Genomic DNA, 24,705 nt, shown 5'->3' on the forward strand with positions numbered 1-24,705 from the left:
AGTGGGTGTCGCAGATCCCGGGCGCCACAACCACCCGATTTCCGATGATCGTCTCCACCGTCATTGCGAGGAGCCCTTGCGACGAAGCAATCCAGACTGGTTCCGCGGAGACCCTGGATTGCTTCGCTTCGCTCGCCGACGCGGAGAGAGATCAGCCCCTCACCGGCAGTTTCGTAGGGTGGGCAAAGGCGCTCTTGCGCCGTGCCCACGTCTTCGCAATACGTGGGCACGCTTCGCTTTGCCCACCCTACAAGGCCGTCGCTTGTGGCGCGAGTTACCCCCTCACCGGCAACGTCGCCACGTCGTAGCCGTGCCTGATCGTTCGCTTCAGCACGGGGTCTTCCAGCTCGAAGTCGAAGCGGTCGGCCGGGCGGATGCCGCCCTTGGCGGCGAACGTGCCGCCGAACATGGCGCAGCCGTCGGGAAACTTGCCACCGTCAAAGCCGCGCGCGATGAGGTCGGCGACCGGCAGCATCGCATCCAACGTGCCCTCCTGGTAGAGCACGCGCTCGCCTTTGATGGTGGCGTAGGAGCGCAGGATCATCTTGTCCCAATGACCGATGACGTCCTCGAACTCCCACAGCGTCGAGGCGATCGGCTTGTCGCACATCTGCTTGGAGACCGTGACGCTGTAGGCCTCGACCTTGCGGTCGGTGTGATCGGAGCCGCAGCCGACGAAGATGCGGCCCTGCCAGCCGATGAGCACGAATTCGACCTCGCCGGAGGAATCGCCACCGGTGCATTCGATGCTGTCCTCCTGGGTCAGCCGGCGCGCCGAGGCGCGATAGTAGATCGGCGTCGAGGCTGGGCGGGCGATGCCCATCTCCTCCAGCTCGGCGATGTGCTTGTCGCGCGCGACCGTGTCGCGGCCGGTCCAGCCGGCGATGACCAGCTGGTCGATCGCCAGCGTCAGCGGCGTGGTGGTGTCCTGGGCATCGACGGTGAACGTGAGATCAAACACGAATGACGGCCTCCATGCCGGCAGCAAGCTCGAAGATACGGCGGTCCGAGCCGCCTGCGCCCGCCAGCATCAGGCCGACGGGAACGTCGCCCTCGCGATGACAGGGCAGCGAGATGGCGCAACCGTCGATCAGGTTGATCAGGCTGCAATTGCGCAAGGCGCGGATGTTCTCGCGGGTGAACGCCTGATCGTCGGCGAGGTCGGCGATCTTCGGCGGTGTGTTGGGCGTGGTCGGCAGCACCAGGGCGTCATAGGGCGCGATGCGCGCATTGACGCGCGCGATCAGCGAGCGGCGTTCGTTGAGCAGGTCGATGTAGTCGGCCGCGCTCTGCGCCTCGCCGCGCATGATGCGCACCGCCACCCTGGGATCGTAGACGTCGCCCTTGGCCGTGATCAGATAGCGGTGCCAGGCATAGCTCTCGGACGCCGCGAAACCGCCCTTCGCGTTCATCGGACCGACGTCATGGAACTCCGCCATCTCGATACGCTCGACGATGGCGCCGTGATCGGACAGCGTCTTCAGCGCGCGCTCGAAGGTCTTGGCCACCTCTGCGTCGAGATCGTCGAGCGCGATCGTGGTGGGCACCGCGAGGCGCATGCCCTGGGTCGGCCGCGGCCTCAAGGCGACGATCGGCTCGGCCGCGAGCACGGCATCGAGTATGGCACAGCAACTGACCGATCGCGCCAGCGGCCCGATGCTATCGAGCGAGAACGACAGCGGCACCGAGCCGTCGAGCGGCACGCGGCGCTGCGTCGGCTTGTAGCCGACGATGCCGTTGAAGGCGGCCGGAATCCGGCAGGAGCCGCCGGTGTCGGTGCCGAGCGCGCCATGCGCCATGCCGTCGAGCACGGACACCGCCGCGCCGGCGGACGAGCCACCGGGCACGTGGCCTTCCGAGCGGTTCCAGGCCCCCTTCGGCGTGCCATAATGCGGATTGATGCCGATGCCGGAATAGGCGAACTCGGTCATGTTGGTGCGGCCGATCACGACGAAGCCGGCCTTGCGCAGCCGCGCCACCGTCGCGGCATCGTGCTCGGCAGGGGCTGAGTCATCCAGCGCGCGCGAGCCGGCGCGCGTCACCTGGCCCTTGATGTCGAACAGATCCTTGATCGAGACCGGGATGCCCGCATAGCGCGACGGCGCCGCCTTGGCCTTGCGCAAGCCATCCATCGCATCGGCCGCCGCGAGCGCGGCGTCCTTGTCGACATGGATGAAGGCGCGCTGGCCCTCGCCCGCGGGGTCGGCGATCCTGGCGAGGCAGGCCTCGACCAATTTGCGGGAGGTGATGCGGCCGCTTTCGAGGTCTTCGGCAAGCTGCGCCAGTGTCGGAAAATCAGACATGTCTGTCTCACGGAATATTTCGCGCGCAATCTATAGCGCTGGCTCAGCTCGACACAAGCATTGTGCGCATGATGGCATGCATGCGCATTGCTGGACCGTTGACGCGCCATGGTCGATTGTCGCATCAAGTTCGAAACCGGCGGGCGCGAGGCCTGCTTTTGGGAGGAGCCGCCCACATGGCCGAACCGCAGCGCGCGCGACCGAAACCGACGCCGGAGACCCAGCATTTCTGGGACGGCACCAAGGCCGGCGAATTGCGCCTGCAGCGCTGCGATGCCTGCGCCCATGTCTACTTCCCGCCGCGCCCGTTCTGCCCCTCCTGCGCCTCGCGCAAGGTCAGCATCTTCAAGGCCAGCGGCAAGGGCTTTCTCTACAGCTACGTGATCAACCATCGTCCGGCCGCGCCGGGCTTCACGCCGCCTTACGCCATCGCGGTGGTCGAGCTCGACGAGGGCCCGCGGATGATGAGCAACATCATCGACTGCCCGCAGACACCCGAGGCGCTCGAACTCGACATGAAGCTCGAGGTCGCGTTCCAGGAGCTCGACGACAAGATCACCCTCCCCGTCTTCCGCCCGGCGAAGGGGTAAGGTCATGCGCAAGAACCAGGTTGCCGTCGTCGGCGCGGCCGAGACCACTGAGCTCGGTGTCATTCCCAACGCCTCGCAGCTCCAGCTGCACGCGGATGCCGCGCTCAACGCCATCGCCGACGCCGGACTGAAACTGTCCGACATCGACGGCTTTGCCACCGCGGTCGAAACGCCGCAGCAGGTCTGCCACTATGTCGGCATCAAGCCGACCTGGGTGGACGGCACCTCGGTCGGCGGCTGCTCCTTCATGCTGCATGTCCGCCACGCCGCGGCGGCGATCGAGGCGGGTCTGTGCAAGACGGTGCTGATCACCCACGCCGAGAGCGGCAAGTCGATGATCGGCAAACTGCCGCGCTCGACGCCGGCCGATAGCCTCAACGGCCAGTTCGAGGCTCCTTTCGGCGTCTACGGCCCGCCCAGCATGTTCCCTATTCCCGTGCTGCGCTTCATGAAGACCTACGGCATCACCCACGAGCAGCTGGCTTCGGTCGCGGTGGTGCAGCGGGAATGGGCGACGAAGAATCCGCGCGCGATGATGAAGGAGCCGATCACGGTCGCCGACGTCCTCAACTCGCGCATGATCGCCTATCCTTTCCGGCTTCTGCAGTGCTGCCTCGTCACCGACGGCGGCGGCGCGCTGATCCTGACCTCGGCCGACCGCGCCAGGGATTTTCCGCGCAAGCCGGTCTACATCATGGGCACCGGCGAGAGCGTCGAGACGCCGATGGTCAGCCAGATGGAGACGTTCAACTCCTCGCGTGCGTTCAAGACCGCCGGGCCGCTGGCGTTCAAGGAAGCCGGCATCGCCCACGGCGACGTCGACCATCTCATGATCTACGACGCGTTCGCGCATCTGCCGCTGTTCGGCCTCGGCGATCTCGGCTTCATGCCCTATGAGGAGACCGGCCAGTTCATCGCCGACGGCAACACGCGTCCCGGCGGGAAACTGCCGCTCAACACCAATGGCGGCGGCCTGTCCTACATGCATTCGGGCATGTACGGCATGTACGCGCTGCAGGAGAGCGTGCGCCAGATGCGCGGCATCGCGCCGGCACAGGTGCCGAACGCGAAGATTTCGGTGTGCCATGGTGTCGGCGGCATGTTCGCCGCGAGTGGCACGATCGTGTTTACGAACGAGAGGTAATGCGCCGCTCGCCTCTCCCTCTCCCCGTTCTTACGGGGAGAGGGTTGGGGTGAGGGGCCTCTCTCCACGGATGAGATGGCCGCGAGACCTGTACCCCCTCACCCGGATCGCATCTTCGATGCGATCCGACCTCTCCCCGCAAGCGGGGCGAGGTAAGAAACGCCGGAACGCATAGCGGAGAACCCACATGAGCAAATCACTGCAAGACAAGGTCATCATCGTCACCGGCGCAGGCCGTGGCATCGGGCGCGAGATTGCGCTTCTGTGCGCCGCCGAGGGCGCCAAGGTCGTCGTCAACGATCCCGGCGGAGCCGCCGACGGCGCCGGCGCGAACGCGGCGCCCGCCGAGGAGGTGGTCGAGGAGATCAAGAAGCGCGGCGGCACGGCGGTCGCCAATTTCGAGAGCGTCGCGGAAGCGATCCCCGCCAGCAAGATCGTGAAGACCGCGACCGATCATTTCGGCCGGCTCGACGGCGTCGTCAACAATGCCGGCATCCTGCGCGACATGATCTTCCACAAGATGAGCGTGGAAGCGTTCGAAGCCGTCATCAAGGTGCATCTGATGGGCTCGTTCTACGTCAGCCACGCCGCGGCGCGCATCTTCCGCGAGCAGGAGTCGGGCTCGTTCGTGCACTTCACCTCGACCTCCGGCCTGATCGGCAATTTCGGACAAGCCAATTACGCGGCGGCCAAGCTCGGCATCGTCGGGCTGTCGAAGTCGATCGCGCTCGACATGGGCCGCTTCAACGTCCGCTCCAACTGCGTCTCGCCGTTCGCCTGGACCCGCATGATCGGCACCATCCCGACCGAGACCGACGCCGAGAAGGCGCGTGTCGAGAAGATCAAGCAGATGGGCCCGGAGAAGATCGCGCCGCTCTGCGGCTACCTGCTCGGCGATTCCGCCAAGGACGTCACCGGCCAGATCTTTGGCGTGCGCATGAACGAGATCTTCCTGTTCAGCCAGAACCGTCCGATCCGGTCGGTGCAGCGGAACGAAGGCTGGACTCCGCAGTCGATCGCGGAACACGGCATGCCGGCGCTGAAGGGCTCGTTCTACAAGCTCGATCGTTCGGCCGACATCTTCACCTGGGATCCGGTGTGAGGTAGCGCGAATCGGGAGTGGCGAATGGCGAATAGGGTTTCTATTCGCCACTCGCCATTCGCAATTCGCCCTACCCCGTATTCCGCAAGCCCGCCGAAATCCCGTTGATCGTCAGCTGGATCCCGCGCAGCACCTGCTCGTCGGGGTTCTGCGCGCGGTGCTCTCTCAAGAGCTCGACCTGCACGTGGTTGAGCGGATCGAGATAGGGGAAGCGGTGGCGCACGGAGCGCTCCAGCAGCGGGTTGCCCTGGAGCAGACGGTCCTGACCCATGATGTCGAGCAGCGTCTCGATGCAGGAATGCCATTCGCGGCGGATGCGGCCAAAGATTTTTTCGCGCAAGGCCTCGTCCGGCACCAGCTCGGCATAGCGCGAGGCGATCGCGATCGAGCTCTTGGCTAGCACCATGTCCATGTTCGACAGCAGCATGCGGAAGAACGGCCATTCCTGGTAGAGCTCTTTCAGGAACGGCATGCCCTGCTCTGGATGCTCCGCGATCCACTGTTCGACCGCGCTGCCGAAGCCGTACCAGCCCGGCAGCATCAGTCGGCATTGCGCCCAGGAGAACACCCAGGGAATCGCGCGGAGGTCCTCGATCGCGCGCGTCTTCTTGCGCGAGGCCGGACGGCTGCCGATGTTGAGCGTGGCGATCTCGTTGATGACGGTGGACGACCAGAAGTACTCGACGAAGCCTTCGGTCTCGTAGACGAGGCCGCGATAGGCCTTGAAGGCGAGGTTCGAGAGTTCGTCCATCGCGGTCAGATATTCGCGGCGCGGCGCGCTCTGGCGCGGATGCAGCAGACTTGCCTCCAGCGTCGCCGCGGCGAGGATTTCCAGATTGTTGCGGCCGACCTCGGTGTTGGAATATTTCGACGAGATGATCTCGCCCTGCTCGGTGATGCGGATCTGGCCGTTCACCGCGCCGCCGGGCTGCGCGATGATGGCGTCATAGCTCGGCCCGCCGCCGCGCCCCACCGAGCCGCCGCGGCCGTGGAACAGGCGTAAGCGCACGTGGTGCCGCTCGAACACTTCGACGAGGCCGATCTCGGCCTTGTAGAGCTCCCAGCCCGAGGTGACGAAGCCGCCGTCCTTGTTGCTGTCGGAGTACCCAAGCATGACCTCCTGCACGCTGCCGCGGCTGTCGACGAGCCGGCGGTAATCGTGCAACGACAGCATGCGGTCCATGATGCTGCTCGAAGCCTGCAAATCCTCGATGGTCTCGAACAGCGGCACGATGTTGATGGCGCTGCGGCCGGAGGGATGGACGAGGCCGACCTCCTTCAGGAGCACGGCGACCTCGAGCATGTCCGACATGCCCTTGCACATCGAGATGATGCATTGAGGAATGGCGTCCGAGCCGAATTTCGCATGCGCTTCCGCGGCGGCATGGAACACGTTGAGCTCGCCCATGGTCTCGTCGCTGTATTTGACGAAGGGCGAGACCAGCGCGCGCGTCGAGCGCAGCTCGTTCGTCAGCAGCGAGATGCGGGCGTCCTCGCCAAGCGCGAGATAGGACATGCCGGGATTGGCGGCGTCGATCAACTCGGCGATGGTGCGCTCATGGACGGCCGAGTTCTGGCGGATGTCGAGCCGGGCGAGGTGAAAGCCGAAGCAGTCCACCGCGCGGCGCAAGAGCCGCAGCCGGCCGCGCGCGATGACACGGGCGTTGTTGGAGATCAGCGAGCGGTGCAGCACGTCGAGATCGGCCTGCAGCTCCCTGACGCTGTCGTAAGGCGCCGCTTTGCCGACCGGCCGGCGCGTGATCTCGACCTCGAGCTTTTCGGCCGTCGCGGTCAGGCGCGCGTAGATGCCTGATACCGCCAGACGATAAGGCTCGCCGCTCCGATGCGGCGAGGTGTCCGGCGAACGCTCCGCCAAGTTGCGCAGCTCTTCGGAGACGTCGGCAAGGTGGGCCGCGATCGACAGCTCCGCGCCGAGCACGTGCAGCTCGTTCAGATAGAACTGCATCACCCGGCTCGACTGCAGCCGCAGCGTGCCACGCATCACGTCGGCGGTGACGAAGGGATTGCCGTCGCGGTCGCCGCCGATCCAGCTGCCCATGCGCAGGAACGAGGCGAGCTCGCTGGCGGCCTGCTCGCCGCCCTCCTCCAGCCTGTCCTCCAGCGCGTTGATGAGCCGCGGCACCTCGCGCAGGAAGGTGTAGTCGTAGAACGACAGCCCGTTGGCGACCTCGTCCAGCACGGTGAGCTTGGTCCGGCGGAGCAGATTGGTCTGCCACAGCGTCAGCACCTCGCGGCGGAGCTGCTCGTCGCCGGCATCGGCCTCCTCCGCGGTCATGGCGACACGCTCGCGGCGATCGAGCAGGGCTGCGATCTCCATCTCGCGGTCCATGGTGCTCTTGCGGCGGACCTCGGTCGGATGCGCGGTCAACACCGGGCTGACCAGCGCGGTCTTGAAGAAGGTGCGGAGCTGATCGGGACCAATGCCCGCCGCCTTGGCGTGCGCCAGTGTCTCCGCCAGCACGCCGGAGCTGCCATTCTTGGCCGCCGCGCGTGCGCGCATCTGTCGAATATTGTTCTGGTCCTCGGCGATGTTGGCGAGGTGCGAGAAATAGCTGAAGGCGCGGACGATCCGCACCGTCTCGGAGGTCGACATGCTGTCGAGGATCTGCTCGAGCTCGCGGCGGGCGAGCCGGTCCTCGTCGCGGTGGAACCTGATCGAGGTCTGCCTGATGCGCTCGACCAGGTCGAACACGTCGGCGCCCTCCTGGTCGCGCACGGTGTCGCCCAGAATGCGCCCGAGCAGGCGGATATCGTCCCGCAGCCGGGCATCGGCCTCCATCGCCTGGACATCCTCAGGGCGGTTGGGGCGCTGCTCAGTGCTGTCGGATGGTACGGTCTGGAGGGACATGGCTCGCTCCCCTGCTCGCGCCCTTGGCGGCCCGGTCCGGCGGAGTGTGCGATACTTTTCTACCGCAGTGCAAGATGAAGTTGGGGCGACGCACCGTGGATCGGAGTGCGACGACCTCGTGTCCCGACAAGCAGCAACGCCTTCGAGCGTTGCTGCGCCGAGCCGGGACCCAGGAGCCTCAGAGCACATCGCCGCAATGGGCCCCGGCTCTGCAGCGCACCACGCCGCGAAGGCGCGGCGCACTGCGCTGCGTCCGGGGCACGAGAAAATACTAGTCGTATAATAAGCATGCCTTCTCGGTCTCGCGGCGCAGGCGCCCGAAGTTTTGCTTTCCGTTTCGCCCTCATCGAGAAGCAAGGGCGCAGGGAAGGCCGGGCGCCAGCCGGCACCCAAGGTCCGCACGCGACAAGACGCACGCGGGGTGACCACAGGTGATGCCGGAACATCCCGGCCTTCCCTGCGCAATGGTTTTACGGCTTATGGCGCGCTCTCCCCGGGGAGCGATGCACTATTGCCCCCGTCGCCTTGCGGATCACTGATGCGCGCACCCGGTCGGGCCGCTTCACCACCGCAAGCCTTGACGCACAGACCCCGGGCGTCAGGACCACACGCTTTTGCCGTCCGCGGACGTCTCTCCCGGACTGTCGGAAGCTCGCGCGTGCTCGCCCCCAATGCCGAAAAGCAACGTTGTGACCACACCGTGTCGTGCCGCGGATCGCGATGGCTCACGGGTTTGCCCGCCCTGCCATCCCGTCACGCGCCGGCGCTGCCGCGTCCATCGCATCCTGGCCTACGTATCGTGACGATCGCGAAACGTCCCTTTGACGAGCCGGGATGTGCTGCGGTTTACCCGAAACGGCGAATTCGGTCAATCAGAATATTTGCACTCCCGCCACTTGACCTGCATTGGCGTGTTTTGCCCGTCGGGCAACGCGAGGCATGGTGTGCGCCGCATCGCCTGGCCGCGTCCCGCCGCAGCCAAAGGCGCCCCCGGCGTCTGGTTTGCCACCGACAGCCAGCGTAACAAACGAATGGAGGTTCGTCGCCGAAGGGTCAAAGAGCTGACGTCTCGACCATGTCCAATTCCAGCGCTTGCTACCGCCAGAAAGCAAGATGACAACTTGCGGCGATGGTGGCAGAATGATGACAGACGTGGTTTGAAGACTTGGCGACCAAGAACAACGAAGAGAATAGTTCGCCGCGGTCACGTTGTCCAAGGGAGGAGATGGCTCATGAAACGCATGTTTCTGGGACTGGTCGCCGTTGCCCTGATCGCTTCGGCGTTTGTCGTATCCACCACAACAGTCATGGCGCAGACGAAGGTGTTGAAGATGCAGGCCACATGGCCGGCGTCGCTCACGCTCTATGACAACTTCACCTATTTCGTCGATCGAGTGAACAAGCTGTCAGCCGGCGCGCTGAAGATCGAGGCGATGCCCGCCGGCCAGGTCGTGCCGGCGTTCGAGGTGCTGGACGCAACCAACAAGAAGGTGCTCGACGGAGCGCATGCGTGGGCCGGCTACTGGACCGGCAAGAACAAGACCGCGATCCTGTTCACCGGCGGTCCCGGCGGCACCTTCGGCATGGACTTCATGGACGTGATGGGTTGGCTCTATCACGGCGGCGGCCTCGAGCTTTACAACGAGTTTTATCAGAAGGAGCTCAAGCTCAACCTCGTCGTGTTTCCAATCCTGCCTGCAGGGCCGCAGGCGTTCGGCTGGTTCAAGAAGCCGATCCAGACGGTCGAGGACATGAAGGGCATGAAATGCCGCCAGACCGGCATGGCCGGCGAAGTGTGGCAGGCGCTCGGCTTCACGGTGGTCAACATGCCGGGCGGAGAAATCATTCCCTCCGCGCAACGCGGCGTGATCGATTGCGCCGAATGGGTCGGCGGCATCGAGGACATGCAGCTCGGCTTCCACAACGTCTGGAAGTATCACTATTCACCCGGCTTGCATGAGAACGTGACGGTCGGCGAGCTCGTCATCAACGGCGATGTGTGGAAGGAGCTCAGCCCGCAACATCAGGAGATCATCAAGTCGGCGGCCAACGAGACATTCCTCGTCTGGTGGACCAAGTGGCAGCGCCAGAACGCCGATGCGCTGATTGAGATGCAGCAGAAGCACGGCGTACAGATTCTCCGCACGCCGACGGAGATCCTGCTGGCCTTCATCAAGAAGTGGGACGAGATCGCGGCCGCCGAGGGCGCCAGGAACCCGTTCTTCAAGAAGGTGCACGACTCGCAGAAGGCGTATGCCAGCGCTGTGGTCCCGTACAAGAGGTCTTACTTCCCGCCATACTCCTTCATGGCGAACTACTACTTCCCAACCGAGAAATAGGACTTCCTCCGAGGGCGGCCGATTTGACCGCCCTCAATTCGCACGCAGGCGGCCTGCTTTGCGCCGCACGAATGATCGGCGAAAGGGGCGAGGCATGGCTGAGATAACAGGCGGGCAGCCACCGGCGCTTCTGGCTATCATCAGGATGATCGACGGCTTCACCGACCGGACCGGCACGATCATCTCGTGGCTCTCGGTGCCGCTGGTTCTCGCCGTCGCCTATGAGGTTGGGGCGCGTTACCTGTTCAACGCGCCGACCATATGGGCCTACGACGCAACCTACATGCTCTACGGCTCGCTCTTCATGCTTGGCGCCGCTTACGCGCTGCACAAGGGTGCTCATATCCGTACCGACTTCTTCTGGGAGAAGTTCTCGATCCGTAGGAAGGGCTGGATCGATACGATCTCCTATGTCGTCTTCTTCTTCCCGAGCCTGATCATGCTGTTCCTGATCAGCTGGAACGAATTCCACTACGCCTGGCTGATCAACGAGACTTCGGACCAGACTCCCTGGCGGCCCGTGCTGTGGCCGTTCAAATTCGTCGTGCCGCTCGCCTGCCTCCTGCTGCTGGTCCAGGGCGTGTCCGAGTTGATCAAGAGCATCTACATGGCGCGCACCGGCGTCGAGCTGGAGCATAAGGAGAAAGTCGAGATATGACCGCAGAAGCGCTCATCGGCCTCATCATGCTGCTGGTGCTGCTGGGCGCGATCTTCATCGGTGTGCCGATCTCGTTCACGTTGCTGTTTCTCGCCTTCTCGTTCGGCTACTGGGGCATGGGCGGGACGGTCTTCGAGCTTGGTTACTTCCAGACCATCGGCATGATGAAGGAAGAACTTCTCGCCGCCGTACCGCTGTTCATCTTCATGGGCTTCATCACCGAGCAGGCGGGACTCATGGAGCGCCTTTTTACCGCGTTCCGCATGCTGCTTGCGCCGGTGCGCGGCGCACTCTTCCTCGTCGTCATCCTGACCTCGACCGTGTTCGCGATGGCGACAGGCATCGTCGGCGCAGCCGTCACCGTTCTTGGCATCATGGCATCGCCGATCATGACGAAGGCGGGCTATGATGCCAAGCTTTCAGCGGGCACCATCACGGCGGGCGGCACGCTCGGTATTCTCATTCCCCCGTCGGTCATGCTGATCGTGATGGGGCCGGTGCTCGGGGTTTCGGTCGCCGATCTCTATGCTGCAGCCTTCGGACCGGGCTTTCTGCTGGCCGGCGTCTACATCATCTATCTGATGGGCCGCTCCTTCATCAATCCCAAGCTCGGGCCGCCAGTGCCAAAGGATGAGCGGATCTACTCCGCTGGATACATTGCACGCGAGGTGGCCGTCGGCACGCTGCCGCTGCTCGGGCTCATCACGGCGACGCTCGGCTCGATCATCGGGGGGCTTGCGACGCCGACGGAGGCCGCCGGCATCGGCAGCGTCGGCGCGCTGATCCTGGCCATCGCATATCGCAGGTTCTCGCTCAGCGGACTGCAACGGGCGCTGATCTCGACGATGGCGACGTCGAGCATGGTCCTCCTGCTGGCGGTCACGTCGAACATTTTCGGTGCGGTGTTCGCCCGCCTTGGCTCAGCGAACTGGATCACCGAGACGATGCTCGGCCTGCAGTTGCCGCCGAGCCTCATGCTGATTGTCGTGCTCCTTCTCATTTTCCTGCTGGGGTGGCCGTTTGAGTGGCCGGCCATCATCCTGGTGTTTCTGCCGATCTTCTATCCTGTCGTGAAAGGCATGGGCATCGACCTCATATGGTTCGGAGCGTTGGTTGCGGTGGTGCTGCAGACCGCTTTCCTGTCGCCGCCCGTCGCCATGTCAGCGTACTATCTCAAGCAGGTGGTCAAGGGCTGGAGCCTCGGAACGATCTACGCTGGCATGTTCCAGTTCATGGTGCTGCAGGTGATCTGCGTTGGCCTGATGATTGCCTTCCCCGGCATTGCGACCTGGTTCCCGCACACGCTGCATGAAGCATCTCGCAGCCAGGTGATCCCGGAGGAGTACAGAAAAATCCTGGAACAGCAGAAACAAGCACCGTCTCTGGAAGACGAGGACTGGTTGACACCAAAAAAGAAGTAGCCCGCGCGATTGAGTCCGCGACGGCGCCACACGGCTCCGCTCTGCCGCCGAGCGCCGATGTTGAGGCAACGTCCTAAGCCGGCACGATCACCTTGCCGATCGGCCAGAGCGCGATGCCGGCGAGCTTCAGATGAGCCCAGGCGAACGGGATACCGATGATGGTGACGGCGAGGACGAGCGCGGTCAGGAGGTGACCGAGTGCGAGCCACCAGCCGGCGAGCACGAACCAGATGATATTGCCGATCACCCCGAGCGGGCCGGTGCCGATATCCTCGACGCCGGTGACATCGTAGCGGTTGACCGCCCGGGAGCCGAACGGCAGCAGCGTGTAGACGGCGATGTTGAACGCCGCCCGCGCCCAGGGCAGGCCGATGATGGTGATCGCCATGACAACGGCCGCGATCAGCCAGCCGAACGCCATCCAGGCGCCGCCGATGAGGATCCAGAGGATGTTGAGAAGGATGGAAACGGGGGCCATGGGATGATCCGGAGGTGGATGATCCCATTCATATAGGCTCGGAATTTGTTCGTGCCAGGACGCTTCCAGCGCGCGGGGCGTAGCCCGGATGGAGCGAAGCGTAATCCGGGATGATCTTTCCACGGCGAGAGATCCCGGATTACGCTTCGCTCCATCCGGGCTACGAAGTAGCTAGATCTTCCGGCCCGCCTGCTCCCAATAGGGATCGCGCAGGCGGCGCTTGAAGATTTTTCCGGAATCTTCGCGCGGCAGGCCGGTGCGGATCTCGATGTGCTTGGGCACCTTGTAGTCGGCCAGATGCGCCTTCAGCGCGGCGCGGACATCGGAAGCAGCGAGCGTGACCCCGGGTTGCGGCTCCACCACCGCCATCAGCGCCTCGCCGAACTCGGCGTCGGGGATGCCGAACACGGCGCAATCATGCACGCCGGGCACCGCATGCAGCACGGATTCGATCTCGGCCGGGTAGATGTTGACGCCGCCTGATATCACCATGTCGCGCTTGCGGTCGCAGATGAAGACGTAGCCGTCTTCATCGATATAGCCGACGTCGCCGGAGGTGATGAAGCCGTCGCGGTCGATCTCGGCGCGCTTCTCCGGCTTGTTGTGATAGGTGAAATCGGCCATCTCGGCCATGCGCGAATAGATCTCGCCGATCTCGCCGACGCCGAGTACGCGTCCGTCGTCGCCGATGAAGCGCAGCTCGGCGCCGGGCGAGATCCTGCCGACGGTGCCGGGCTTCTTCAGCGCGTCCTCCGACGTCGCGAAGGTCACGGCGCTGGATTCGGTCGAGCCGTAGAACTCGTAGATCACCGGCCCCCACCATTCGATCATGGCGCGCTTGACGTCGGCCGGGCACGGCGCGGCGGCGTGGATGACGTGGCGGAGCGAGGAGACGTCGTACGTCCTGCGCACCTCCTCGGGCAGCTTCATCAGGCGGATGAACATGGTCGGCACCATGAAGATGGTGTCGATCTTGTAGTGCTCGATCGCCTGCAGGAATTCCTCCGCCTCGAAGCGCGGCATCAGCACCAGCACCCCGCCGAGCTTGCCGGCGCGGATGCCGAACGAGTTCGGCGCGGAATGATAGAGCGGCCCCGGCAGCAATGCGCGGGCGCCGGGCTTGAGCCCATAGATCATCGCACGCATGCGCTCACCGGCAGCCTGCTGCTCCGGCGTCGGCGCGTTGCGGCGGACGCCCTTGGGATGGCCTGTCGTGCCCGACGTGTAGATCATGTTCATGGGCTGCGGCACGATCGGGCCGTCATAGGGCGGGTGTTGCGCGAGCCAGGCTTCGAAATCGATCGCGAAGTCCGGCGTCTTCAGATGATCGGGATCGATCTTGTAGTTGGAGCGGATTTCCGGCGGCGTCGGCACGCTGAGCACGGTGACTCCCTCAGGAATCGCATCGCGCAAACCGTGCAGCATGTCGGCATGAGCGATCAGCACGGCGGCGCCGGAATCCTTCAGGATGTAGGTGATCTCCTCCGGTTTGAAGTGCCAGTTGATCGGCACGCCATAGGCGCCCAGCCGCATCGCGGCGTAGGCGGCTTCCAGGAAGGCGATGTCGTTGCGCATCAGCATGCAGACGCAATCGCCTTGGCGGACGCCGATCTTGGCGAGGCCGGAGGCGATGCGGTCGGCGCGCTCAGTGACCTCGCCGTGAGAGCGGCGGCGCTCGCCGGAGACGATGCCGAGGAAGGGGGACGTTTGGCTCATTGTTGTTTTTCTTTGTTGTTGTTTGTGCCGTCATTCCGGGTCGATGCGCAGCATCGAACCCGGAATCCATTTCACAGCGAACGATGCGGCTCGATGGATTCCGGGCCTGCGCCTACGGCGCATCCCGGAATGACCCAAAGCTAATCCGCAAAATTCGGCGCGCGCTTTTCCAGATTGGCGCGCACGGCCTCGGTCTGGTTGGGGCTGCCGATCAGCTTCTGCTGCTCGACGGATTCGGCGAGCAGCGCCGGGCCCGGATCGACCGAGAGATTGTTCAGCATCCGCTTGGCCGCGCGGATCGCATCGGGGCTTTTCCCTGCGATCTCGCGCGCGACATCAAGCGCCGCAGCGCGCGGATCGTCGCAGATGCGCGTGGCAAGGCCGTAAGCCAGCGCCTCCTGCGCCGAGAAGATCCGCCCGGTGTAGGTGAGATCGCGCAGGATGTCATCGCGCACCAGCGAGGCCAGGATCGGCGTGCCAGCCATGTCGGGGACGAGGCCCCATTTGATCTCCATGATCGACATGCGCGCATCCGAGCTGAGAAAGCGCATGTCGGCGCCGAGCGAGAGCTGGAAGCCGCCGCCGAAGGCGACGCCATGCACGGCCGCGATCACGGGCATCGGAAGCTGACGCCAGCCCCACACCGCCTGTTGCGCGAAGTTGGCCTTGCCATAGGTCCGCACCGTGAGATCGCGATTTTCGCCACCCGGAATTCCGTTGCCGCCCTTCTCCTTCATGGCGGCAAAACGCCCCATGTCCAATCCGGCGCAGAAGGCACGGCCTTCGCCCGAGAGCACGACGGCGCGCACGCCCTTCTCCTTCGACAGCCGGTCGGTTGCGGCGACGAGGGCCTCGAACATGGGCTGATCCAGCGCGTTCATTTTGTCGGCGCGCACCAGGCGCACATCGGCGACGCCTTCCGAGATCGAGATCGAGACGCGGTCGTCCATGGACGAATTCTCCCCTAGTTCTTGCCTGTTCTTGTTCAGTGCCGCTTTACAGGACGCCGGCGGCCGGATTTAGTCAATCGACCAATTAACTGACAATCGCGGCAGAGGAAACAGCCATGTTCAAGGAAAATCTTCTGGCCGGCCGGCGCATTCTCGTGACCGGCGGCGGCACCGGTCTCGGCAAATCGATGGCGGCGCGCTTTCTCCAACTCGGCGCCGAGGTGCACATTTGCGGTCGGCGCAAGATCGTGTGCGACGAGACCGCAACCGAGCTGATGGATCTCTACGGCGGCCGCGTCACCAGCCATGGCGTCGACATCCGCAACGCGCTTGCGGTCGAGGAGATGATCGAGAGCATCTTCCGCGATGGCCCCCTCACCGATCTCATTAACAATGCGGCCGGCAATTTCATCTCGCGGACCGAGGAGCTCTCGCCGCGCGGCTTCGATGCGGTCGCCAACATCGTCATGCACGGCACGTTCTACGTGACACATGCGGTCGGCAAGCGCTGGATCGCCTTGAAGCAGCCCGGCAACGTCGTCTCGATCACCACAACCTGGGTGCGCAACGGCTCGCCTTACGTGGTGCCCTCGGCGATGAGCAAGTCGGCGATCCACGCCATGACGATGTCGCTTGCCACCGAATGGGGACGACACGGCATCCGCCTCAACACCATCGCCCCGGGCGAGATCCCGACCGAGGGCATGAGCAAGCGCATCAAGCCCGGTGACGAAGCCGGCGCGCGCACCAAGGCGATGAACCCGATGGGCCGGGTCGGCACCATGGAGGAACTGCAGAACGTGGCCGTGTTCCTGATCTCCGGCGGCTGCGACTGGATCAACGGCGAGACCATCGCCATGGACGGCGCCCAGGCGCTCGCCATGGGCGGCAACTTCTACCAGCTCCGCGACTGGAGCGACGACGACTGGAAGACCGCGCGCGAGAGCATCATGGCGCAGAACGAGAAGGACCGCGCGAAGCGGGGATGACGGCGCATTGCAAATGCGCGGACATGTAAGGGGCTGACGTTTTCACCACGCCCCCAGTCGTCGTCCCCGCCTAGTGCGCAAAGCGCACGGGGGCGGGGACCCATAACCACAGGGAGCAGTCGTGGCGCGAGACAGGTAACTGCATGTCTTCGCCAAACAACTTCCTGTCGCTATGGGTCCGGATCTGCGCGCGCTTGAGGCGCGCTTGTCCGGGACGACAGCGGAGCCCATCTTGTCTTCACCGGCGGATGACGCCACACTCCCGGGCATAAAAACAAACGCCTGCGGGAGAAACATGTCCACACAGAAACTGGCGAACCTCGCCGACATGGTGCGCGAGCGTGCGAAGAGCCGCGGCAGCGCCATCGCCTATGAATTCGAGGGCCGCACCACGAGCTTCGCCGAGTTCGACATCAAGACCAACAAGGTCGCGAACGCGCTCCTCGCAATGGGCGTGAAGAAGGGCGACCGCATCGCCTATCTCGGCAAAAACAGCGACATCTATTTCGAGCTCCTGATGGGGGCGATGAAGACAGGCGTCGTGATGGCGCCGGTGAACTGGCGGCTAGCAGGGCCCGAGGTCGCCTTCATCGTCTCAGATTGCAAGGCGCCGGTGCTGTTCGCCGGGCCGGAGTTCATCACTCAAGTGCGCCAGATCAGGGAGCAGATACCAAGCGTGCGCACCGTCATCACCACCGAGGGCGGCGCGCCGAAATGGCCGGATTTTACGGCATGGCGCGATGCGCAGAGCGGCGATGATCCGAAGGTGCCGATCGAAACCACGGACATCGCGATCCAGCTCTACACGTCGGGCACGACGGGCAAGCCGAAGGGCGCGATGTTGTCGCATGCCAACTTCCTCAACCTGGTGCAATCCGGCAATGCCGAGGACAAGCCGGAGTGGAACCGGTGGTCGACCGACGATGTCTCGCTGGTGGCGATGCCGATCTTTCACATCGGCGGTTCGGGGTGGGGCGTCATGGGGCTCTATCACGGCGCCCGCGGCGTGATCGCGCGCGAGTTCGACCCGACCAAGGTTTTGGATTTCTTCGAGCAGTCGGGCATCACAAAACTGTTCATGGTGCCGGCGGCGATGCAGTTCGTGGTGCGGCAGCCACGCGCCAGGACGGTCGACTTCTCGCGGCTGAAATACATGCTGTACGGCGCCTCGCCGATTCCCGCAGCGCTGCTGAAGGAATGCATCGAGGTCTTCAAATGCGGCTTCGTGCAGCTCTACGGCATGACCGAGACCACCGGCACCATCGTCGCGCTGCCGCCGGAGGATCACGTCGAGGGGCTGGAGCGGATGCGCTCGGCCGGCAAGGCGCTGCCGGGCGTCGAGATCGCGATCCTGGATCCGGACGGCAAGCCGCTGCCGCCGCGGCAGGTCGGCGAAATCGCAACGCGCTCGGGCTCCAACATGGCCGGCTACTGGAACCTGCCGGAGGCGACCGCATCCACGCTGCGCAGCGACGGCTGGCTGCGCACCGGCGATGCCGGCTACATGGACGAGGACGGCTATCTCTACATCCATGACCGCATCAAGGACATGATCATCTCCGGCGGCGAGAACATCTATCCGGCCGAGGTCGAGAGCGCTCTGTGCGACCACCCCGATGTCGCGGAAGCCGCCGTGATCGGCGTGCCTGACGACAAATGGGGCGAAGCCGTGAAGGCGATCGTGGTGATGAAGCCGGGCAAGCAGGCGACTGCCACCGAGATCATCAACTTCACCCGGACGCGCATCGCCGGCTACAAGACGCCGAAGAGCGTGGAATTCCTGCCTGCGCTGCCGCGGAATCCGTCTGGCAAGATCCTGCGGCGGCAGCTGCGCGAGCCGTATTGGGCGGGGAAGGATCGGCGGGTGAATTGATCCGCGGTGCCGTAGGGTGGGTTAGCCGTAGGCGTAACCCACCTCTTTGCAATCCACGCGGATGGCGCTGGTGGGTTACGCCCTGCGATCGCGCTTCGCGCAATCGCAGCGCTAACCCACCCTACGATAGCAGTGCGAGCGTCTAATGCTTCCCCGGCCCCATATACCCGAACAGGAATCCCGCCACTTTCCGCATCTGGATCTCCTCGCTGCCTTCGGTGATCCGATAACGGCGATGGTGGCGATAGATGTGCTCGAACGGCTTGTGGCGTGAATAGCCCATGCCGCCATGGACCTGCATGGCGCGGTCGGCGGCCTCGCAGCAGAGGCGGTTTGCCCAATAATTGCACATCGAGACCCGGTCGGACAGGGTGCGCTCGATTTGCTCCTCATTGAGCTGGTCCATCTCCCAGGCGGTCTTGCGGATCAAGAGGCGCAGCATCTCGGCTTGGGTCGCAAGCTCGACCAGCGGGAACTGGATCGCCTGGTTCTCGGCCAGCGCCTTGCCGAACGGTTTGCGCTCACGCGCGTATTTCACACTCTCGTTGATGCAGTAGACCGCGGCGCCGAGCGAGCTTGCCGCCTGGCGAATGCGGTTCTGGTGCACGAAGCATTGCGCCAGCGACAGGCCGCGGCCGACCTCGCCGAACAGCGCATCCTCCGGCACGAAGACGTCGGTGAAGCTGACGCGCGGATGGTCGGTCGGCATGTTGAAGGTCCACATGTACTCCTCGACCTTCACACCATGGGTCTTCGCCGGCACCAGGAAGCAGGTGATGCCGCGGGCGTCGCCATCGTTGCCGCTGGTGCGCGCGAACAGCGCGCAGTGCGTGGCGACGTGCATGCCGGTCGTCCACATCTTCTCGCCGTTGATGATCCAGCCCTTGACGTTGTCGCGGGTGGCTGCCACCGCGCGCGTCTCCATGTGGGTGGCATCCGAACCGTGATGCGGCTCGGTCAGGCCAAAGGTGATGCGGTACTTGCCCTTAATGGAGCCGTCGATCATCGCCTTCTGGTCGTCGCGGCCGTAGCGGTCGAGCATGGTGACGACGGGGAAGTTGCCGACGATGGAATGCTCGTTCTGGAGGTCGTTATGCAGGCCGAGGCCCTTTGCGGCAAAATGCTCGCGGATCACGGCCATCCAGAGGTTGGAGCCGTCCTTGCCGCCATATTGCTTCGGCACAGGAAAGCGCAAATGCCCGGCGGCATCCGCAAGATCCTTGGCCTTGCGCAGCAGCGCCTCCCATTCGTGACGCGGCAGGCCGCCATTGTCGAAATCGGTGCGCGCCCATTCGCGGCGATGGTCGAAGAAGCGGATGTTGTCGTCGGCCCGTTCCAGCGGCTTGATCTCGCGTTCGATGAAACGGTCGAGTTCTCCGAGATAGGCGACGAGATCGGCAGGCAATGAGAAATCCACAGGTTCTCTCCCGGATTGATTTTATCGTTTTGCGTTAAGGCGCTGGGCGCATTCTTGCTTGGTGCGATTAAGGTGAGAAGAGCGCGTGCAAGTCAAGCAAGCCGAGATGTGAGGAGCGCAAGGCGCGCCCGCGCAATTCGATGGTGCTCTGGCGCACCCGCACGGTAGTATGGGGCCAATATTCCTTCGAAAGAAAATCCGGGAGCGCGCGATGGAGCTGAAATTCTCAAAGGTGGAACGCAAGGGGCCGATCACGATCGTGACGCTGTCGCGGCCCGAGGTCTACAACGCGCTGCACACCGATGCGCACTTCGAGCTTCAGAAGGTGTTTGACGATTTCTCCGCCGATCCCGAGCAGTGGATCGCGATCGTCACGGGCAGCGGCGATAAGGCGTTCTGCGCCGGCAACGATCTGAAGTGGCAGGCAGCGGGGGGAAAACGCGGCTGGGACAAGGGCGGCTTCGCCGGCCTCACCTCACGCTTCGACTGCGACAAGCCGATCATCGCCGCGGTGAACGGCGTTGCCATGGGCGGCGGCTTCGAGATCGCGCTCGCCTGCGACCTCATCATCGCCGCGGAGAACGCGACCTTCGCCCTGCCCGAGCCGCGCGTCGGCCTTGCCGCGCTCGCCGGCGGCTTGCACCGGCTGCCGCGCCAGATCGGGCTGAAGCGCGCCATGGGCATGATCCTCACCGCGCGCCATGTCAGCGCCAAGGAAGGGCTCGAGCTCGGTTTCGTCAACGAGGTGGTGCCGCAGGGCGAGGCGCTCGCGGCCGCGCTGCGCTGGGCCGAGATGATCGCCAAGAATTCGCCGATGTCGATCCGGGCCTCGAAGCAGGCGATTCAGAAGGGGCTTGGCGTGTCGCTGGAGCAGGCGATCGCGGAGCAACGGGACTATCCGGCCGTGCAGGCGATGGTCGCCTCGCAGGATTATATCGAGGGCCCGAAGGCGTTTTCCGAGAAGCGGCCGCCGAAATGGGTGGGAAAGTAGGAAACGGGTCTCCCCACTCGTCATTGCGGAGCGCGCCGACAGGCGCGAGCCCGGAACCAATTGAGCGACAGAACGTGCGGATGAATGGATTCCGGGTTCGTCGCTTCGCGACGCCCCGGAATGACGGCGGAGAGAGGAGCGCCCCCTCTCTCAACACTGTCATTGCGAGCGTAGCGAAGCAATCCAGGCTGCCCAGCAGAGACAGTCTGGATTGCTTCGTCGCAAGGGCTCCTCACAATGACGGGGAGAGAGCTATCCGCCCCGCCCCAGCTCGCGCTTGTAGGACGCGTAGTTCGGCTGATCCACCGCGAGCTTGTCCATCGTGGTCGCCCAGAGATGCTCGGCGAGACCGGGGGTCGCGAGATCGACTTCTCCCCTGGCGATGCGCTCGGCGAGCACGCGGTTGAGTTCGGCGATTGAGCCATCCAGGCCGAGCAGCGCGCGCAGGCGCTCCACCTCCTTCGCATCGCTTCCCTCCTCCCGCGTCAGCTGCCGCGTGACGAGGTCGAGGATGTTGATGGCGACGCGCAGCTTGAAGGCTTGGTGGCCGGAGATCAGCGGCGTGATGTCGCTGCGGAGGAAATCGGCGACTGCCTTGGTCAGCTCGATCGGGGTCGGCTCGTCCTGCATGTGTCAGCTCCCGCGCGGCGCCAAAAGCCGCAACAGATCGATCTCGGTCTCGCTGGCGCGGCGGCCGATCATGGCGCGCTCCATGGAATGGTCGGGCCCCTCGCGAAAGCGCTGCATCATGCCGCCGCACATGATGCCCCAGCGCAGCGTGCCCATCACCTCCCAGAACTTGACGCGCGCGGGATCGACCTTGCGGCCCGCGGCCTCGTAGCCCGCGAACAGTTCCTCGCGCGCGCCAAAGCCGCCGACGGGCTTGTCGATCTCGCCGAAGCGCCAGGAGTTCACGCATACCCAGCCGAGGTCCTCCATGGGATCGCCGAGATGGGCGAGCTCCCAGTCCAGCACCGCGCGAACGCCCTCGGCGCCGATGATGAGATTGCCGTTGCGGAAATCGCCGTGCACCAGCGTGGTCTCGGCCGCGGGACCGGGATCGTGATCGCGCAGCCAGCGCAGCGCCAGCTCGAATACCGGCTTGGGCCAGTTCAGGCTGCGATAGTCGCGCTCGAACTCGGCGATCTCCTGGGTTGCGCCGCGGCTGCGCAGCTCGGGCAGTCTGTCCAGCGGCAGCTTGTGCAGGCCGGCGAGAATGCCGCCGATCTGCCGCGCCAGAATGGGTCGCGCCGCAGCAAACTCCTCATCGCGAAGAATCTTGCGCGCAATGGTCTCGCCCTCGACCCGCTGCATGATGAAGCCGGTGCCGAGATCGTCCTCCGGCACCAGCACATGCAGGACGCGGGGCGACGGCACGCCGGCCTCATAGGCGAGCTGCATCAACTGCGCTTCCGCGGCAAGACCGGCCGCGCGGGTCGGCGCGGCGCCATAGCCCTTTGGTGAGCGCCGCAGGATCGCGCCGATCGGCCCGTCGGGATGGGAGATGTCGAAGCGCCAGGTTTCCTGGCTGGCGCCGCCGGAGAGCTTTGCCGCACAGGTCGCGCCGGTCGCCCCTTTGCACCAGCGCTGGACGCTGCGTGAAAGCGCCGCCTCGATCATTTGCCCTTGAACTGCGCGGGCCGCTTCTCGAGGAAGGCGCCGACGCCCTCGCGGAAATCCTCGGTGTCGCCGGCGCGGAGCTGGCACTGGAATTCCAGATTGAGCTGATCCTCGAAGGAATTTTCCGGGCTGTCCCAATAGAGCTTGCGGATCAGCGACAGCGCCACGGTCGGCCCGCTGGCGAGATCGCGCGCCAGCTTCATCGCTTCCTCCATCAAGACGCCGTCATCATAGACGCGGTTGACAAGGCCCCATTCCAGCGCCTTCTCGGCCGGCAGGCGCTCGCCCATCAACGACAATTCGATCGAGCGCGCGCGGCCGACGAGGCGCGGCAACAGCCAGGTCGAGCCGCAATCCGGCACGAGGCCGATGCGGCGGAAGGCCTGCAGGAAATAGGACGAGCGCGCGCATAGGATCATGTCGCCGAGCAGCGCGAAGCTCATGCCGGCGCCGGCGGCCGGGCCATTGACCGCGGTGACGATCGGGCAGTGCAGGTTGCGGATGCGGCGCAGGAAGGGATGAAAGCCGGTCTCCAGCGTAAGGCCGGCCTTGGTCTTCTTCGCCTGGTTGTTGCGGCCTTGCAGATTGGCGCCCGTGCAGAACGCCCGCCCCGCACCGGTCAGCACCACGCAGCGCACCTCGTCCTTCTTCTCCTCGATCGCATCGAGCGCCTCGGAAAGACCGCCCAGCATGTCGACGGAGACCGCGTTCATCACCTCCTGATGGTCGAGCTTGAGGATCGCGACCGAGCCATCGAAGTCGAGCGTGACGTGTTTGAACTGCATGGTTTCCTCATCAGTTGCGGCCCGCACCAGTTTCGCAGGCCGGAATTCGTTTTGCCGGGGCGCATATTTGATTTTTGGCGCGGTCTTGTCCATGGTGATCGGAGCATAGCAAGCATCTTGTGCGCAGCGGCTGATGCGCCGCAGTCAAAAAACAGGAAACGCGCCATGAACCTCTTCGACCTTTCCGGCCGCGTGGCCGTGATCACCGGTGGCAATGGCGGCATCGGGCTCGGTATCGCGCAGGCGCTCGCGGGCCAGGGCTGCAACGTCTCGATCTGGGGCCGCAATGCTGACAAGAACAAGGCCGCTGCCGCGAGCATGGAGGGCCTGTCCGGCAAGGTCGACAGCCGCGTCTGCGACGTCACCGATCCGGCCTCGGTCGCTTCAGCGATGAAGGCGACGCTCGACACCTTCGGCCGGGTCGATGGCTGCTTCGCCAATGCGGGCATCGGCGGCGGTGGCCGGCGCGCCTTCATCGAGCGCACCGAGGAGGAATGGCGCACGATGTTCGCGACCAATCTCGACGGCGTGTTCCACGCGTTCCAGGCCGCCGCCAAGCACATGACGGATCGCGCCAATGCCGGCGATCCCTTTGGCCGGCTGGTCGCGACCTCGAGCCTCGCCTCGATCTTCGGCACGGCGCGCAACGAGCATTATGCCGCGACCAAGGCCGCCATCAACGCGCTGGTGCGCGCGCTCGGCGTCGAGCTGGCACGTCACGGCGTCACCGCCAATGCGATCCTGCCGGGCTGGATCAAGAGCGACATGACCGCAGGGCTCATGGCGAACGACAAGTTCGTAGCCAACGTGATGCCGCGGATTCCGATGCGGCGCTTCGGCGAAGCCTCCGATTTCGGCGGCATCGCGGTGTATCTGATGAGCAAGGCGTCGTCGTATCACACCGCGGATACGTTCGTGATCGACGGCGGCTATACCGCTTTTTGATTCTCGTAGCCCGGATGGAGCGCAGCGAATCCGGGACGGCCAAAAGCAAGCAAGACCCGGATTTCGCTCTGCTCCATCCGGGCTACAACACTGAGGGAACGGGCAAATGTTTTCACACGTCATGATCGGTACCAACGACCTGGACAAGGCCAAGGCGTTCTACGACCAACTGCTCGGCACGCTCGAGGTGCGGCCGGCCAGGGTCGACGGCCACCGCATCTTCTACATCACCAAGACCGGAGTGTTCTCGGTATCGAAGCCGATCAACGGCGAGCCGGCGACCTGCGCCAACGGCGGCACGATCGGCTTTGCCGCCAATTCGCCGGAACAGGTCGATGCGTGGCACGCGGCGGGCGTTGCAGCCGGCGCAAAATCGATCGAGGATCCGCCCGGCATTCGCCAGGGCCCGGGCGGCAAGCTCTATCTGGCCTACCTGCGCGATCTCGATGGCAACAAAATCTGCGCGATGCATCGGATGGCGAACTAGCCACATCCACTGCTGTCATTCCCCGCGA

At 64.5% G+C, this 24,705-nt stretch carries 21 protein-coding genes; 11 read left to right on the forward strand and 10 right to left on the reverse strand.

Annotated elements, in window-relative coordinates; genetic code table 11:
• Positions 1-274 precede the first annotated feature (274 nt).
• Positions 275-961 carry a DUF2848 domain-containing protein gene (locus tag I6F21_RS24345; protein ID WP_036023028.1) on the reverse strand — a complete coding sequence of 229 codons (687 nt, stop codon included), beginning with the start codon at positions 959-961 and terminating at the stop codon, positions 275-277.
• Positions 954-2,303 (reverse strand): amidase, encoded by a 1,350-nt coding sequence (locus tag I6F21_RS24350; protein ID WP_225139538.1) that lies wholly within the window; start codon positions 2,301-2,303, stop codon positions 954-956. The genes I6F21_RS24345 and I6F21_RS24350 overlap by 8 nt, the downstream gene beginning before the upstream one ends.
• 176 nt (positions 2,304-2,479) lie before the next feature.
• Here I6F21_RS24350 and I6F21_RS24355 point away from each other — a divergent pair, with 176 nt between their 5' ends.
• The 3 genes from I6F21_RS24355 (at position 2,480) to I6F21_RS24365 (ending at position 5,139) form a co-directional block, all read left to right on the forward strand.
• Entirely contained in the window at positions 2,480-2,893 is a 414-nt protein-coding gene (locus tag I6F21_RS24355) for a Zn-ribbon domain-containing OB-fold protein (RefSeq protein WP_027558650.1), read from the forward strand.
• Between the two features lie 4 nt (positions 2,894-2,897).
• A complete protein-coding gene (locus I6F21_RS24360) occupies positions 2,898-4,037 on the forward strand; it encodes a thiolase (protein ID WP_225139539.1) in 1,140 nt (379 codons plus the stop codon).
• Positions 4,038-4,224: 187 nt separating this feature from the next.
• Positions 4,225-5,139 carry an SDR family NAD(P)-dependent oxidoreductase gene (locus tag I6F21_RS24365; RefSeq protein ID WP_036023023.1) on the forward strand — a complete coding sequence of 305 codons (915 nt, stop codon included), beginning with the start codon at positions 4,225-4,227 and terminating at the stop codon, positions 5,137-5,139.
• Positions 5,140-5,209: 70 nt separating this feature from the next.
• Here I6F21_RS24365 and ppc read toward each other — a convergent pair whose 3' ends face one another.
• Entirely contained in the window at positions 5,210-8,008 is a 2,799-nt protein-coding gene (gene ppc / locus I6F21_RS24370) for a phosphoenolpyruvate carboxylase (protein ID WP_225183529.1), read from the reverse strand.
• Between the two features lie 1,232 nt (positions 8,009-9,240).
• Between ppc and I6F21_RS24375 the strand changes: the two genes are divergently transcribed.
• The 3 genes from I6F21_RS24375 to I6F21_RS24385 all read left to right on the forward strand — a co-directional run bounded on the left by I6F21_RS24375 (position 9,241) and on the right by I6F21_RS24385 (position 12,426).
• Positions 9,241-10,347: a TRAP transporter substrate-binding protein gene (locus I6F21_RS24375; protein ID WP_036006206.1), complete on the forward strand. Its 1,107-nt coding sequence runs from the start codon at positions 9,241-9,243 to the stop codon at positions 10,345-10,347.
• A 94-nt stretch (positions 10,348-10,441) separates the two neighbouring features.
• Complete coding sequence (locus tag I6F21_RS24380; protein ID WP_085968941.1) at positions 10,442-11,005, forward strand: TRAP transporter small permease subunit; 564 nt, start codon at positions 10,442-10,444, stop codon at positions 11,003-11,005.
• Positions 11,006-11,031: 26 nt separating this feature from the next.
• Positions 11,032-12,426: a TRAP transporter large permease subunit gene (locus tag I6F21_RS24385; protein ID WP_225127319.1), complete on the forward strand. Its 1,395-nt coding sequence runs from the start codon at positions 11,032-11,034 to the stop codon at positions 12,424-12,426.
• Positions 12,427-12,499: 73 nt separating this feature from the next.
• Here I6F21_RS24385 and I6F21_RS24390 read toward each other — a convergent pair whose 3' ends face one another.
• From I6F21_RS24390 to I6F21_RS24400, 3 genes are all read right to left on the reverse strand, one after another.
• Positions 12,500-12,904 carry a YccF domain-containing protein gene (locus I6F21_RS24390; RefSeq protein ID WP_036023017.1) on the reverse strand — a complete coding sequence of 135 codons (405 nt, stop codon included), beginning with the start codon at positions 12,902-12,904 and terminating at the stop codon, positions 12,500-12,502.
• Between the two features lie 171 nt (positions 12,905-13,075).
• The gene (locus I6F21_RS24395) at positions 13,076-14,620 is read right to left on the reverse strand and encodes an acyl-CoA synthetase (RefSeq protein ID WP_225139541.1); all 1,545 of its coding nucleotides are present in this window, start codon (positions 14,618-14,620) and stop codon (positions 13,076-13,078) included.
• Between the two features lie 140 nt (positions 14,621-14,760).
• Positions 14,761-15,570 carry a crotonase/enoyl-CoA hydratase family protein gene (locus I6F21_RS24400; protein WP_225127324.1) on the reverse strand — a complete coding sequence of 270 codons (810 nt, stop codon included), beginning with the start codon at positions 15,568-15,570 and terminating at the stop codon, positions 14,761-14,763.
• A 116-nt stretch (positions 15,571-15,686) separates the two neighbouring features.
• On the opposite strand from I6F21_RS24400, the gene I6F21_RS24405 reads away from it, so the two are divergent.
• Both I6F21_RS24405 and I6F21_RS24410 read left to right on the forward strand, forming a co-directional pair.
• Positions 15,687-16,559 (forward strand): SDR family oxidoreductase, encoded by an 873-nt coding sequence (locus I6F21_RS24405; RefSeq protein ID WP_109144463.1) that lies wholly within the window; start codon positions 15,687-15,689, stop codon positions 16,557-16,559.
• Between the two features lie 295 nt (positions 16,560-16,854).
• On the forward strand, positions 16,855-18,432 hold the full coding sequence (locus I6F21_RS24410) for a fatty acid--CoA ligase (protein ID WP_225139542.1): 1,578 nt from the start codon (positions 16,855-16,857) through the stop codon (positions 18,430-18,432).
• Positions 18,433-18,574: 142 nt separating this feature from the next.
• Here I6F21_RS24410 and I6F21_RS24415 read toward each other — a convergent pair whose 3' ends face one another.
• Positions 18,575-19,849: an acyl-CoA dehydrogenase family protein gene (locus I6F21_RS24415; protein ID WP_225139543.1), complete on the reverse strand. Its 1,275-nt coding sequence runs from the start codon at positions 19,847-19,849 to the stop codon at positions 18,575-18,577.
• A 211-nt stretch (positions 19,850-20,060) separates the two neighbouring features.
• On the opposite strand from I6F21_RS24415, the gene I6F21_RS24420 reads away from it, so the two are divergent.
• On the forward strand, positions 20,061-20,840 hold the full coding sequence (locus tag I6F21_RS24420; protein WP_036016254.1) for an enoyl-CoA hydratase-related protein: 780 nt from the start codon (positions 20,061-20,063) through the stop codon (positions 20,838-20,840).
• Positions 20,841-21,092: 252 nt separating this feature from the next.
• Here the strand turns inward: I6F21_RS24420 and I6F21_RS24425 are convergent, their stop codons facing one another.
• The 3 genes from I6F21_RS24425 to I6F21_RS24435 are packed head-to-tail and all read right to left on the reverse strand — an operon-like array spanning position 21,093 to position 23,245.
• Positions 21,093-21,470, reverse strand: a complete 378-nt coding sequence (locus tag I6F21_RS24425) for a DUF6285 domain-containing protein (RefSeq protein ID WP_036023007.1) — start codon at positions 21,468-21,470, stop codon at positions 21,093-21,095.
• A 3-nt stretch (positions 21,471-21,473) separates the two neighbouring features.
• On the reverse strand, positions 21,474-22,460 hold the full coding sequence (locus I6F21_RS24430; RefSeq protein WP_225139544.1) for a phosphotransferase family protein: 987 nt from the start codon (positions 22,458-22,460) through the stop codon (positions 21,474-21,476).
• On the reverse strand, positions 22,457-23,245 hold the full coding sequence (locus tag I6F21_RS24435; RefSeq protein WP_036044702.1) for an enoyl-CoA hydratase/isomerase: 789 nt from the start codon (positions 23,243-23,245) through the stop codon (positions 22,457-22,459). The genes I6F21_RS24430 and I6F21_RS24435 overlap by 4 nt, the downstream gene beginning before the upstream one ends.
• A 165-nt stretch (positions 23,246-23,410) precedes the next feature.
• On the opposite strand from I6F21_RS24435, the gene I6F21_RS24440 reads away from it, so the two are divergent.
• A complete protein-coding gene (locus tag I6F21_RS24440; RefSeq protein WP_036044683.1) occupies positions 23,411-24,190 on the forward strand; it encodes an SDR family oxidoreductase in 780 nt (259 codons plus the stop codon).
• Between the two features lie 106 nt (positions 24,191-24,296).
• A complete protein-coding gene (locus tag I6F21_RS24445) occupies positions 24,297-24,677 on the forward strand; it encodes a VOC family protein (protein ID WP_036023004.1) in 381 nt (126 codons plus the stop codon).
• Positions 24,678-24,705: the final 28 nt, after the last annotated feature.

Source organism: Bradyrhizobium sp. NBAIM03 (genome assembly GCF_020194055.1).
GTDB classification, from domain to species: domain Bacteria; phylum Pseudomonadota; class Alphaproteobacteria; order Rhizobiales; family Xanthobacteraceae; genus Bradyrhizobium; species Bradyrhizobium yuanmingense.